The sequence below is a fragment of the Sphingobium sp. B7D2B genome (assembly GCF_025961895.1).
Classification (GTDB): domain Bacteria; phylum Pseudomonadota; class Alphaproteobacteria; order Sphingomonadales; family Sphingomonadaceae; genus Sphingobium.
This window is the reverse complement of sequence record NZ_JAOQOM010000001.1, coordinates 3,313,424-3,326,146: the sequence shown is the minus strand read 5'-3', so window position 1 is coordinate 3,326,146 and position 12,723 is coordinate 3,313,424. Positions and strand designations below refer to the sequence as shown.

9 protein-coding genes and 1 pseudogene are annotated in these 12,723 nt (G+C 64.4%); 5 read left to right on the top strand and 5 right to left on the bottom strand.

Annotated features, from left to right (window positions below; translation table 11 throughout):
* Nucleotides 1-6: 6 nt before the first annotated feature.
* Together M2341_RS15305 and M2341_RS15300 are read right to left on the bottom strand one after the other, a co-directional pair.
* Complete coding sequence (locus M2341_RS15305; protein ID WP_264585824.1) at nt 7-2,139, bottom strand: TonB-dependent siderophore receptor; 2,133 nt, start codon at nt 2,137-2,139, stop codon at nt 7-9.
* 125 nt (nt 2,140-2,264) lie between these two features.
* The gene (locus M2341_RS15300; protein ID WP_264585823.1) at nt 2,265-3,641 is read right to left on the bottom strand and encodes a spinster family MFS transporter; all 1,377 of its coding nucleotides are present in this window, start codon (nt 3,639-3,641) and stop codon (nt 2,265-2,267) included.
* Between the two features lie 213 nt (nt 3,642-3,854).
* Here M2341_RS15300 and M2341_RS15295 point away from each other — a divergent pair, with 213 nt between their 5' ends.
* Nucleotides 3,855-4,400 carry a MarR family winged helix-turn-helix transcriptional regulator gene (locus M2341_RS15295; protein WP_264585822.1) on the top strand — a complete coding sequence of 182 codons (546 nt, stop codon included), beginning with the start codon at nt 3,855-3,857 and terminating at the stop codon, nt 4,398-4,400.
* On the opposite strand, the gene M2341_RS15290 is transcribed toward M2341_RS15295, so the two are convergent.
* From M2341_RS15290 to M2341_RS15280, 3 genes are all read right to left on the bottom strand, one after another.
* Nucleotides 4,393-4,878 carry a DUF3237 domain-containing protein gene (locus M2341_RS15290; protein ID WP_181558549.1) on the bottom strand — a complete coding sequence of 162 codons (486 nt, stop codon included), beginning with the start codon at nt 4,876-4,878 and terminating at the stop codon, nt 4,393-4,395. The two genes, M2341_RS15295 and M2341_RS15290, sit on opposite strands and share 8 nt — an antisense overlap.
* Before the next feature lie 77 nt (nt 4,879-4,955).
* Nucleotides 4,956-6,617: an FAD-dependent oxidoreductase gene (locus M2341_RS15285; RefSeq protein ID WP_264585821.1), complete on the bottom strand. Its 1,662-nt coding sequence runs from the start codon at nt 6,615-6,617 to the stop codon at nt 4,956-4,958.
* Between the two features lie 913 nt (nt 6,618-7,530).
* Nucleotides 7,531-8,175, bottom strand: a complete 645-nt coding sequence (locus tag M2341_RS15280) for a tyrosine-type recombinase/integrase (RefSeq protein WP_264573738.1) — start codon at nt 8,173-8,175, stop codon at nt 7,531-7,533.
* Nucleotides 8,176-8,324: 149 nt separating this feature from the next.
* Between M2341_RS15280 and M2341_RS15275 the strand changes: the two genes are divergently transcribed.
* The 4 genes and pseudogenes from M2341_RS15275 to M2341_RS16510 form a co-directional block, all read left to right on the top strand.
* Nucleotides 8,325-9,632 carry an EAL domain-containing protein gene (locus tag M2341_RS15275; RefSeq protein ID WP_264585820.1) on the top strand — a complete coding sequence of 436 codons (1,308 nt, stop codon included), beginning with the start codon at nt 8,325-8,327 and terminating at the stop codon, nt 9,630-9,632.
* On the top strand, nt 9,629-9,799 hold the full coding sequence (locus M2341_RS15270) for a hypothetical protein (protein WP_264585819.1): 171 nt from the start codon (nt 9,629-9,631) through the stop codon (nt 9,797-9,799). The genes M2341_RS15275 and M2341_RS15270 overlap by 4 nt, the downstream gene beginning before the upstream one ends.
* Nucleotides 9,800-9,858: 59 nt before the next feature.
* Nucleotides 9,859-11,226: a TolC family protein gene (locus tag M2341_RS15265; protein ID WP_264585818.1), complete on the top strand. Its 1,368-nt coding sequence runs from the start codon at nt 9,859-9,861 to the stop codon at nt 11,224-11,226.
* Nucleotides 11,217-12,548: pseudogene (locus M2341_RS16510) on the top strand (ABC transporter transmembrane domain-containing protein); the annotation flags it as partial. The gene M2341_RS15265 and the pseudogene M2341_RS16510, both read left to right, overlap by 10 nt.
* Nucleotides 12,549-12,723: the final 175 nt, after the last annotated feature.

Genomic DNA, 12,723 nt, shown 5'->3' with positions numbered 1-12,723 from the left:
AGGGACTTAGAACTTGAACCGCAACTCGGCGAGGAAGGTGCGCGGCTCGCCGGGGAAGTGCCCGCTCTGCGCGCTGAAGCCGGATGCGGCATAAACCGTGTCGAAGATGTTATCCACCCGCAGCAGCACCTCGGCAAAGCCCAGCCCCTTGGTGATCGAGGCGTCGAAGATAGTGTAGGGCTTCACCGTCTGCCCGGATAGGCTGACGCGGCGCGAGACATGCTCGCCACCGAAAGCGAAGGCGGTGTCGATGACGGGCAGCTGATAGCGCGTCCAGAAGCCCACCTTGTGGCGCGGGGCATTGGCGAAGCGGTCACCGACTGCATTGGTGATGGCTTGGCCGGGGGCCGTGTCGGTGATGCGGGCGTTGTTATAGCCATAGTTGACGAGCACCACCCAGTTGGGCGTGATGTCCGCGGCGAGGTCGATCTCGAACCCCTTGCTGGTCACTTCGCCGATGGGCGCCAACTGATCGACACCGTTGACTGGCGCGCGGGTGGCATCGACCTGCAGGATGTTCCGCCGCACGATCCGGTACACGGCGGCATTCGCCTGAATGCGCCCGTCGAGCAGCTCGGTCTTGATCCCGCCTTCGATTTGATTGCCAGTCACCGGCGCGAAGGGGCCGCCCGCATTGGCGTCCTGACTGGCAGCGCTCTGCGGCTCGAAGCTCTGCGACCAGCTTACGTAGGTCGAAACGTCCGGTCGGGGTTTGAAGATCAGACCGGTGCGGAAGCTGACATCATTATCGGTGTAGGATGATCGACTGCTGACGGTCCCGCCGGTGCTGGTCGTCACCTTGTCCTGGAACCAGTCGTAGCGCATCCCGCCGACCAGCAGCAGCGCATCGGTGAGGCTGATCTGGTCCTGCAGATAGACGCCGCGCCGCTTCGAGCGTGTGTCGGTGGTGGTGAAGGGCAAAAGGGCGGCGCGGGCGGCATCCCCCTTGCCTGCACCGTAGATCGGGTTGGAGAGGCTGAGCGAGCTGACCCCGGCCCGCAGGATGCGGGAGTCGAGAAGGTTCGTCTCGTCATACCAGTCGGCCCCCGCCTGGAACTTATGTTCCAGGCCGAACAGGTCGACGCGCGCGGTGGCGTTGGTCATGAAGGACAGGCCATCGACCGGACGGATCTGGTCACGAAACTCACGGAGAACAAGGTCAGGATTATTGGCGTTCAGCCCACGCGGCTCATGATATTGCTGGACCTCGCGCGCGGTGAAGTAACGCACGCCGGCATCGAAGGTCACCCGCTCGCCGATTGCGGTTTGATAGCGCGCCTGATAGGCTTCGCTCGTCAGGTGCAGGAAGTCGGTTGGCTCATTGGCATTCCAGCGAATGTCGGTGAGGAAATTGCCGGCATTATCGACAAGGACACCGCGCAGGCGATTGGCGCGCAGCTCATTGTCATAGATGGTCGCCTGCAGAGTCAGCTTGCCGCCTTCGTTGGTCTTGATGGCGATGCCGGCATCGGCGATGCGCGCCTTGTTCTGAGTGTTGAGCCGGTAAGGGTCCATGGACTCATAGAAGCCACCCACGCGATAGGTGACGATCCCCTCGGCATCGATCGGCCCGGTCGCCTCGGCGGAGATGCCGACGCGGTCGTAATTGCCGCCGGTCACGACCATACGCAGCCCGCGCTTGTCGGACGGTGTCTTGGAGACATAGTTGATGATGCCGCCCGGGGAGCCCGGGCCGAAGAACAGGCCGGATGGCCCCTTGAGCACTTCCACCCGCTCGATGTTGAACAATTGCGGCACGGAAAAGCCGATGAACGGGTTGCCGCGCTGACCATCGTAGAAGGACTGGTCCTGACGGAAGCCCCGGAAGGTGACGCCGGCATAGCTGAAGGCGCTCACGCCGGAGATGTTGCGATAGATGTCGGTCGCATCGCGCGCGCCCTGGTCGGCAAACAGCTCGGACTTGATGACCTGCACGGCCTGCGGGATATTCATGGGGTCTTCGGCGGCCTTGCCGACTGTCGTCTCATCCGCGCGGTACAGGCGCTGGACGCGGCCCGTCACGATGATCGTGTCTTCCCCATCCGCGCCAGCCTCCGCCGGGGCGCCTTCCATCTGGGCCATAGCGGGGGCAGCGGACAGCGCGACGGACGCCAGCAGAACGGATCGGAGAAAAGACAAGAAAGCCCCCTGAACGAATCGATAATGCGAGTAAGTCGCAACTATGTCGATTGTTCGGGCGATGCAATCCCTTGCCGCAAGAAAAGGAGGGTTGCGCTCGGTTCAGGGTTTAGGGCTACGTCCGATCAGGCCGACAGGCTGGCGTCCCGCTTGAGCGCGCAGGCCGCGCGCCAATAATGGAAGGCAGCCAGCGCATAGAGGGCGATGCTGGCCAGCAGGGCGTGGCGCACACCCCAGGCCGAGGCTGTCGCGCAGGCGCCGGTCAGGCGGGGGTCCGTGCAGACGCTCTTGAAGCCGGGCATTGCGAGACCGGCGAAGATGTCGCTCGCCAGGCCGATGATCGGCGGGCCGAGGCCAACGCCGACCAGCGTGGCGATGAAGAAGTAGATGAAGGCCGCCGTCGTCCGCGCGTTGGGCGCGACGAGGTTCTGCAGGGCAACTAAGGTCGGCACCGAATAGAAGAACAGGAAGACCCCGGCGACGGTCAGGCAGACCAGCGCCGGCAACGGGCTGCCCAGCGAATAGCCGATCAGATAGAGCGGCACGCTGGTGGCGATGCCGCAAAAGGGCAGCAGCGCATACCAATGCTGTCTGCGCCGGGCGATGAAGTCGATCCCGACGCCGCCCAGCACCATGCCAGCCGTGGCCGCCGTGGACGAGATGATTGCCACATAGACGCCGGCCTGCGTGATCGAGAGATCATGGACGCGCATGAAGAACGGCGCCGTGAAAGCGCCGCCAGCGTAGAGCGCCATGCTGGAAAGGGCGAGGCCGATGAGCAGATTGCGGAACACCGCCTTGCGCGCCATCATGCTCATGACCTCTCCCATCGGCGGGGGTGGCGTCGCGGCTTTGCTGGTCGGCGGGGCGCCGTTGCTCAGGCCATCGCTGAGGCCTCTCGGCGGATCGCGCAGCAACAGGCGGAACAGCAGCGCGACGACGAGGCCGGGGCCGCATACTGCGATCATCGCGGTCCGCCAGCCATGGTCCTTGGCGATCCACACCGCCGCCAGCGCACCGATGAACGAGCCGAGCGGGGAGCCCAGCCGCATCATGGTGATTGCAAAGCCGCGCTGATGCGGTGGGAAATGATCGCCGATGAGCGACGTGCTGGGTGCCTGCACGCCTGCCTCGCCGATGCCGACGCCGATCCGGCACAGGAAGAGCTGCCAGAAATTTGCCGACAGCCCGCACAGCGCGCTCATCAGCGAGAACAGCCCCACCGAGACGGAAATGATCGTGATCCGGTCGCGTCGTTCCGCAAGGCGCGCGATCGGCAAGCCCAGCGTCGAATAGAGAATGGCAAAGCCGAGCCCGCCCAACAGCCCGAGCTGGAAATCGGTGAGGCCAAGATCCTCCTTGATCGGCTGGCCCAGCGTCTGCACGATCACCCGGTCGATATAGGCGAAGGCGGCGACCAGCATGATCAGCGCCAGCAGCATGGCGCGATAGCCGGGGCCATAATGTCGCTGCGATGGGGTGGTCGAGGCGTCGTGGGTCATGGGGCCTGGGCAATAGGGGGGTGGGACGAAGGCGCTTGCCTGCGCGCAGACGGTATAGACCGGCCAACCGGTGACGCAAGACTGTTGATGACTCAATGAATTGCTTTTGGCGCGCAATTGTTGCAGTGGAAGAGTTTCGCGACGTGGCTTGGGGGCGCGTCGCCCGCAGCTTGACCGCTGGGGCGTGGGCCGGGCAAGGGGGCAGCGGTTGTAATGATGAGCGATGAGAAAGTGCAGTCGAAGGTGAGCGGTCGTAAAGCAGGCTCGGCGGACGAGGTCCAGCTCCCCGGCTGGAACCTTGATGAGCTGAACTATCCGACGTTCCGGATGACGCTGATCGCCAAGATCATGGATCGGCTGACCATTCGCAATCTCGCGGAGATTGAGGACATCACCTATGCGGAATGGCGGGTGATGGCGCGGCTCGCCACGATGCACCAGGGCGGAACGGTGCGGCAGGTGGCCGAGATGGCCTGGGTCGACCGGGCCGAAGTCAGCCGCGCCGTCAGCACCCTTGAAGAGAAGGGCTATACGCTGCGCATGGAGAACCCCCATGACCGGCGGGCGCCCATTCTCAAGATGACTCCCGTGGGGCTGGAGCGATACCGCGCGGCGCTGGCCGAACGGAAAGCCTTCCACGAACTGCTGACCGCGAAACTCTCCGACAAGGAGTGTGAGACGCTCAACCAGCTGCTCGCCAAGATCGGCGAGCAGCTGGTCGTGCTTTCGCAACCGGTGTCGACCGACGCGGTTAAATGATCGCGTAATAGCGGAACAGCGAATGGTCCGGCGCGTCGTCGGGCGTCAGTTTCGGGCGACGCTGCCCAACGCCGACGATCACGGTGCGGTTGAGCCAGCCATGCGGCCCGTCCGGCGCGCGGAAATAGGGCGTGCAGCGGAAGTAGGACGATGTCTTGGTGCCATCCGGCAAATCCAGCGGACCGTGCACATAGCCAAGGTTGCGAATATAGATCAGCGCGCCGTCATCCGCCTCGATCATATAATGGGCATTGAGCTCCACCACCTTGTCGGTGCGGACCACCGGCCAGTCTGCGCCGCTATAATCGACCAGCTTGCCATTGAGCCGCGGCCCCTCGACGGTGCTGCCTTCCCCTACGGACGTGTAGCCGTGATTGGGGCCGCCCGCATGGATGGCGCCAGTCGCCCAGCGCTTGTCGAAATTGATGCGGATGTCGAAAACATGATCGTAGCGAAGGGCGAGGGGATCGTCAGTCATGGATGTCCTTGCGGCTTGTGTTGATAGATCAACTTATAGAGCAGGCGGGCGACAGTGCGACCCCTTAAGGTCGCGCTTCACGCTGCCACTCGTGCGCCGCGCAGCAGATCCACGAGCGAGGCTGCATCGTCGATGGCATCGCCGCGCCATGCGACATGGCCGTCCGGCCGGGCCAGCAGCAGGCGGTGCCGGTAAACCTCCGGCACATTATCGAGCGCGCGATCTACGGCGAGGACCGTGAGCGGCATCCCGCAAGCCCGCGCCGCTGCAACCAGCGGCTCGACGTCCGGCGCGGCCTCACCCTCGTCCTCAATGCAGATCAGCGTGTAGCCCGGCCCGCAAAGGTCGTAGAGCGAGCGCCCGTCCGCGAGGAAGAAATGCGGCACGCGGCACCCTGGCGCGGTCGACGGCGTATAATCGTGCATGGTGTAGGCGGGCGCGGCTTCGCCATCATAGGCGATGATCGGCGAAGCATCATAGAAATAGCCGTAGTTCAGCCCGGCGCAGGCATATTGCTGCACATTGAGCGCATAGGCAGCGGCGCCCACGGCCCGCCGCGCCGCCTCGCCTTCGGGCGTGCCGTCCTCGATCTCCGGCGGCAAGGTATTACGCTCCTTGATGGCGCCGCTGGCATGACCCATCGCAAAGCGGGAAACCTGTTCGGTGATGGGTTTGCGTTCTGCGACATAGGCGTCGAGAATGTTCTCGGGCGCCCAGCCCTGCAAGGTGGCGGCGAGCATCCAGGAGAGGTCCATGGCATCGGCAATGCCGGCGTTCATGCCATAGCCGGCATAAGGCACCCACAAATGCGCGGCATCGCCGGCGATGAAGACGCGGCCTTGGCAGAAGCGGTTGGCGACCAGTCGCCGGCCGATCCAGTCCTCGTTGGAGAGTTGCGTGAAAGGGAAGTCCGGCCCGACGCCCAGGATGTACCGAATGCACCGGTCCCGGTCGACCTCCTCGAACGTCTCCTCATCGGGCCGCAGATAATTGTGGACGAGCCACCGCCGCTCCCCATCAATGGCGAGCACGGTCCCGGCGCGATCGGGATTGTAATTATAGTTCATCCACGCCGGACCACTGCCGAGCGCGTCGAGAAGATCGGGCGCGTCGATCAGGGTGGATTGGACGCGCTGGACAACGGCATCGCCCTCAAGCTTTCCGCCGATCTGCTTGCGCACCGCGGAACTGCCCCCGTCGCAGCCGACCATGTAGCGGCAGCGGATTTCTCGGGACGCACCGCTCGGGAGGTCGGTCAGCTGTGCGCGTACGTCTTCCCCCTCGTCCTCGACGCTGTCGAACCGGGTCTCGTTGAGCAGCGTGATGTTCGGGTGCTGCGCGGCATGGGCAAAGAAGATCGGTTCGAAGAAGATCTGATTGACCCGATGCGGCGGTTCGGGGGTGGGCCACCAGCCATCCGGCCCGCTCCTGTCCTGATAGCGGTTGCGCCGCGACGGGATGGGGATGCGCGCGAGTTCGGTGCCGGTCATCCGGGTGCGGAACACGATGTCATTGGGGTAATCGTGCGGCAGGCCGACCGCGCGCACCTCCCGCGACAGGCCGAGGCGGCGCAGCGTTTCCATCGTGCGCGAGGACACATGGTTGCACTTCACGCTGGGTGGTTGACCGGCGGGGCGCGTCTCGGCCACGACGACCTGGATCCCCCGCGACGCCAGGTCCAGCGCGAGCAGCAGCCCCACGGGCCCAGCGCCGATAATTAGAACTTCGGTGTCAGTCATCCGCTCCTCGTTGAGTAATCAACGAAACCGATAGCAGATGCGGAAGCGGGATCAATTTCTTTTTGTCCGTCTCTGCGGAGCGTTGAAGCGGGGTTGGCCCCAAAGGGCAAGTAGAGACGGGATCCCGACGCCTGTCGGGCCATTCGGGGGGGGATCGAGCTTAGGGAAAGATCAGTCCGGCGACAGCGGTTCAAGGGATTCGCCTCCCCAGCATCGTCATCTTCGTGACAGCGGCAAGGGTACTCGGTTCCAGTTGCGCAGGCGGACGCGGCTTTGTCCGGGGATGACGATCGTGAAGAGCTTGGCGTGAATTGCCCGCCCCCATAAGCAGGGCACCCGAAAAAATAGCCACGGACGTAGGGGAATCTTGGAAAGGAAGGAGATTGATGATTGAAGAAGGAAACGTTTAAAATAGTCAACAATAATGGTTATTATGCAATATTTAACCTATAATTAATTCTATTTAATTTTACTGGAATTTCCTGATTTGTTAGGAGTCTCGAGCATCCGACCTGCTTCTGACATACGGCGCTCGACATGCGGGAGGGGCAGGGTTCATTTGAGCCATGTCAGGCCCCAAATCTGTCGGTCGTTAAGGGTTTATTGCAGCGCAGCATTGCTGGGTCGCACCATGCCGGTTTAAAGTCGGATGATCACAACATAAAACGGGTAAGGCATTGAAAATGAATAAAATTACACGTTACAAAATACTGAATACTGTATCTTCTGGCAACAGCTTCAACGAAATCCATTAAATTATTTAATTACCGATCTGCTTTTAACGTCGATTTAGCCCGAGCCAATAGCCGGCCCACGCCGCCTTACACTTTGAAAAATATAGAATATTTCTCACTCCTGCCTTGACCGGCAAGGAGAAGGCCAAGAGCGCAAACGCCCTTAACCTTCTGCCCGTTTACGACTGCCAGGCGCTTCCGAGCGTGCCCGTCACTCCCTTCAGGCCGATCTGGCGCCGACTCCGCTGACGTGGTCTGCTTCCCCACATGCGGCTCGCAATCTCCAGCTCCTCCCGCCCAACGGCGCCGGTGTAGATGGCGGTGGTGCTGATGTCGGTGTGCCCCATCCACTTCTGCACCATGTTCAATGGCACGCCCGAGTGGATGGCCGATACGCCAAATCCGTGTCGAAAACCCTTGGCCGTCGCCTGCATTCCCTTGATGCCGACCGCCTGCATGATTGCGTTGACCTTTCGCCACGCTGTCATTCTCGACCATGTCCATAGCAGGCTGTCGTCCGCGCCATTGCCTCGGCCATGGACCTTGTGGATCAGCTTCACCAGCTCCAGCGGAGCCGGAACGGCGCGATAAATCCCCCTTTTCCGTTTCTTGAGGCTTTCGATGATGATGCATTGCGAGCGCAGATCGATGCTCCTGAGCGTAAGCGCCAGGGCCTCCGAAATCCGGCATCCGGTCACGGCGAGCACCATGCAGAAGGTATAGGTCTCGGGCGCTTCGCGTGCGGCGTAGGCGAGCACGGCGGCCCGCTCTTCCTGGGTCAGATATTTGCGCTGCCCTTCATTGCCGTAAACCATGTTCAGCATCCCGCATCTCCCTCGTGGAGAACCGCCGCCGGGACCGCCATCCAGGTGTTTCCGCACTGCAAAAGGATGCAAAAACAGTCGTTTGAAACAGTATTCAGTATTCTGTCACGGACTCAGAGGGGTTTGGGATGCTGGATATGGCGCAACGGATGGCAGACGATTTCGGGGTGCCGGTTAACCTTTCGGTGGGGCCGGCACCCGAACTCGTGATGGTGGGGTTCAGGATCGATAACCTGTCCCACCTTGCCCAGGCTTATGGCGAAGCTGTGCGTGAAGGCGCGCGCGCTCTGCTGGCCGGTCTGCTCGGTGAGGTGCTCGGCGGCGACGGGGTCGTGATGCCGGTCTGCGATGATTTGATCACGGCGGTGGTCTGGTCGCCGACGGCCTTCGGGCAAGCCTTCACGAACGCGGCATGTGCGGATTTCGCCCGGCGCTTTGCGGTCGCGGTCGCTGGTCGGCCGCTCCTTCACGCTAACGCGGACCTGCGGCTCGCCGTCAGTGCAGCCTGGTCCCTGCTGCCGGATGTTCATTCCGATGCCGATCTTGGCGCAGCGCGGGACGATCTGGCGCATCGCCTGACGACCCAGCGCTTCAACGGCAACGCGATCGATACGCAGGCCGACTGGGCGCAGCGTTATCGGGGTGACATGGCGCAGGCTGCGTCCCTGCTTTCGGCGCTGGCGAACGGGCGGCTGCTGCCGGTCTGGCAGCCGGTGCGCAGCGGCGCGCAGGGCGATGCCGTGCTCTATCATGAATGTCTGCTGCGGATGCTCGAGGACGGGCGTCAGGAGACGGCCGGCCCTGCCATCGGCGCTCTGGAGCGCTTGGGCATGGTCGGCGTGCTGGATCATTATGTGGTCTCGACGGTGATCGAGGAACTGCAGCGCGATCCCGACGTGTGCCTGGGTGCCAACATCTCTGCGCACAGCGCTTGTCCCGGTGGGTGGTGGGATGAGCTGATGCCGCGCCTGCGCGACATGCCGTCCGTCGCGCGCCGTCTGGTCATCGAGATCACCGAGACTGCGCATTATCCGGATATTGGCGAGGCGACATGCTTTGCCGCGCGGCTGCGCAAGCTCGGCGTGCGGGTCGCGCTGGACGATTTCGGTGTTGGCCATGCCTCGCTGCGTTCCCTGCTGGCGCTGCAGCCCGATATCATCAAGATCGACGCCTTCTTCCTGCGCCGGGCCGCCAGTTCCGAGCCGGATCGCGTCGCGCTGCATCATCTGATCGGCTTGGCGGGCAGCTTTGTCCGCGATGTCGTGGTGGAAGGCGTGGAAACGCGCGCGGAGGCCGATCTGGCCCTGCGCGCCGGCGCTGTGTGGCTGCAAGGCTATCACACGGGCTATCCCTCCGTCGTCCGCTCCTGGTCCGGTCCTATGGGCGGCACCAATGTGCTGACGCTGTTCGATCAGCCGCAAGCCGGCTGGTCCGAAACGCGGAGAGCCGTCGGATGAGCGGCCTTGCGGATGTTCGCGCCCGGACAGGCACGCCCTTCGGTGATCCTTGGGCTGCGCCGGATGTGGTCCAGTCTTCGCTGGCGCGGGGCATTCTCCTGGGTGCTCCGGTCAGTCTGCTGCTGTGGTGGCTTCTTCTTCAACTGGTTGTGCGGGTCGCTTCGTAGCTTTGGCGCGGGGTGGTTGGCGATGTCGGCACAAGATCAGGATATTCGGGGTGATTTCGATGTTTGAGGGGGTTGGGACGAGGCGCGCTGCGACGCTGTGTCGTGGTTTGCGCGGTCCCGCAGGGCGCGGGGGCGGGCTGATCGGCTGCGCGGTGCTGGGGGCGGTGCTTGCGGCTCCGCTTACGGCCTTTGCGCAGCAGGGCGATGTTCGCGCGCCGGCGGCCGTGGCCGCAGTGCCGGGCCAGGTCTCCGAGCCGTCGTCTCTGTCGCTGGATGATCTGATGGCGCAGGCGGCGCGGGCCAATCCGCAGGTTCTCTCGCAGACCGATGGCGCGCGGGCGTCGGCTTATGAAGTGGCGAGCGCGCGCTGGGCGTATTTTCCCGAGCCGGCGTTCGAGAGCGAGCGGGGGCGGCGGGGCTATGTCGTCACCGGCACGCTGACGCAGCCGGTGTGGACCTTCGGGCGGATCGGTGCGAACGTCGATGCGGCCAAGGCGCGGCTCTCCTCGGCGGAAGCGGCGATCGACGCGACGCGCTACCAGGTCGCGCTGCGGGTGATCGACAGCTATGGCCGGTTCGTGGCAGCGCGTCTGGGCGCGCAGGTCTATGCGGCCGATATTGCCCGGCTGGAAGCGCTGGAAGGCATGATGCGCCGGCGGGTGGCCACGGGCCTGTCCGCGCCGGTCGATCATAATCTGGTGCTCACCCGGCTGAGCCTCTCGCGCAACACGCTGACCAACTATCAGGCAATCGAGCAATCCGCGGCCGAGGCGCTGAGCCAGCTGACCGGGCGGCCGATCGATCCGGCGCGGATCGCGTTCGACGTGGCGGCAGGCGACGAGCCGCTGGATGTGCGCAGCGAGGACCTGCTGGCACGCAGCATCGAGACCAACCCGGCGCTGCTGCGCGCCGAGCAGGAGATCGGCGTCGCCAAGGCCGAGGCGCGGGTGGCGTCCAGGGCGATGATGCCGACCATCTATGCGCGGGCCGAGCAGCGCTTCTCGGATGATCGCTATTATGCCTCGGCGCTGCCTGACACGCGGGTCGTGGTCGGCGTGAAGTTCGCGTTCGGCTCCGGGCTCGCCTCAGTGGAGCGCATTCGGGCATCGCAGGCGCTGGAGAGCGCGGCGCGCAATGCCCGCGATGCCTATCGGGCCGATCTGACGGCGGAGGTCGCGGCCGATCTGGCGAGCTGGCGCGCGGCGCGCAGCCTGGTGCGCGAGTTGCAGGTCAGCCGGGGCGTGCAGCAGCAGACCTTCGAATCCTACAACCGGATGTTCCTGGCCGGCAAGCGCAGCTGGCTGGACGTTCTCAATGTCACCCGAGAGCAGACCGACATCGAGCGGAGCCTGAGCGATGCGCAGGTCCAGCTTTTGATCGCCCGCTACCGCTTGCGCCTCAAGGAAGGGGCCTTCCCATGGAACTGATTGCAGGGCCCTCACCGGCCGAGACTCCCGCCGGGGCGCCTGAGAGTGCGTCCGAGGACGTCCTCTTCATGGGGCCGCCGCCCGCGACCCCCTTTGCCGATGGCGTGCTCTGGCTGGGCGGGCGCTTGGCGACGGCGCTGGCGTGCCAGGGCGGTCTGACGCGGCGCGACGGTCGCCGCATCCGCGCGCTGTTCAGTGCTGGCGCATCGGGGGCAGGCGCATCGGGCGAGGAGAGCCGCATTGCGGCGCGCGCGGCGCTGGCGCTGTGCGAGACGCTGCGGCTCAAGCTCTCGCGCTGGCGGCGCGAACCGCATGAGGCGGACCTGCCGATGATCGCGCTGGTGCCCGGCGCCGGCTATCGCATGGTGCTGAGCCTGAGCAACGACGGCACCTGGCTGTGCGAGGGGCCGCAGGGCCGCGAGCGGATGGCGGCATGGCCCGAAGGCACGATGTTCGCCGGCGTCACCCCGCGTGGCGAGATCGCCCATGCGCGCACCGCCGAGGGCGTGTTCAAGGCGATCATGGCCGTCGACAAATCCTGGGTGGTGATGGCGGCGCTGGCCTCGACGCTGGCGAGCATTCTGGTGCTGGCAACCTCGCTTTACTCGATGCAGGTCTATGACCGGGTGATCGGGCAGGGCGGCGTCTCGACGCTGATCGTGCTGACGGTCGGCACGGCGATCGCCATCGGCATCGAGTTCGCGCTCAAGCTGGCGCGTTCGGCCATTGTCGACAAGGCGGTGCATCGCATCGATCTGGAGGCGGCGATGAGCGTCTTCCAGCGGATGCTCTCAACGCGGCTCGACCAATATCCGCCGAGCGTGGGCACGTTCGCGGCGCAGGTGCGCGGCTATGAGGGGGTGCGGGCGTTCATCGTCGCGCGCAAGCTCTATCTGTTCACTGACGTGCCGTTCGCCTTGTTCTTCCTGGCGGTTATCTTCCTCATCGGCGGGCCGTTCGTGGCAGCGGTGCCGGCCCTGGCGTTCGTGGTGGCGGTGGCGGCGGGGCTGCGCTCGCGCCGGGCGATCGAGGCGCACAGCGCGCGGGAAAATCTGGTCGGCAACCAGCGCTATGGCCTGCTGGTCGAGACCATCCAGGGCGCCGAGTTTTTAAAGGCCAGCGGCGGCGAATGGCAAATGCGCAACCGCTGGAACGATCTCTCACGGCGGACCGCCGACGAGATGACCGAAATCCGCCATCTCAACGAGACGGCCGGCTATATCTCGGGCCTGGTCCAGCAGATCAGCTATGTCAGCATGGTGGCGACCGGCGCCTATCTCGCCGCGACGACCACCAGCCTGACCGTGGGCGCGATCATCGCCTGCTCGATCGTCTCGGGCCGGGTGCTGACGCCAGTCAACGCCATTCCGGGGCTGCTGGTGCAGGGCGCCAATGCCAAGGTCGCGCTCGACAATCTCGAACGGCTTTACGCTTCGGAGCAGGACAATGATGGCATCGATGCACCGCTGGTGCCCGATGCGATCCAGGGCCGGGTCG

Excerpts from the sequence above, each read along its gene's own strand:
- M2341_RS15300 (WP_264585823.1), bottom strand. The coding sequence starts at position 3,641 with ATGACCCACGACGCCTCGACCACCCCATCGCAGCGACATTATGGCCCC.
- M2341_RS15295 (WP_264585822.1), top strand. The coding sequence starts at position 3,855 with ATGATGAGCGATGAGAAAGTGCAGTCGAAGGTGAGCGGTCGTAAAGCA.
- M2341_RS15290 (WP_181558549.1), bottom strand. The coding sequence starts at position 4,878 with ATGACTGACGATCCCCTCGCCCTTCGCTACGATCATGTTTTCGACATC.
- M2341_RS15285 (WP_264585821.1), bottom strand. The coding sequence starts at position 6,617 with ATGACTGACACCGAAGTTCTAATTATCGGCGCTGGGCCCGTGGGGCTG.
- M2341_RS15280 (WP_264573738.1), bottom strand. The coding sequence starts at position 8,175 with ATGCTGAACATGGTTTACGGCAATGAAGGGCAGCGCAAATATCTGACC.
- M2341_RS15275 (WP_264585820.1), top strand. The coding sequence starts at position 8,325 with ATGGCAGACGATTTCGGGGTGCCGGTTAACCTTTCGGTGGGGCCGGCA.
- M2341_RS15270 (WP_264585819.1), top strand. The coding sequence starts at position 9,629 with ATGAGCGGCCTTGCGGATGTTCGCGCCCGGACAGGCACGCCCTTCGGT.
- M2341_RS15265 (WP_264585818.1), top strand. The coding sequence starts at position 9,859 with ATGTTTGAGGGGGTTGGGACGAGGCGCGCTGCGACGCTGTGTCGTGGT.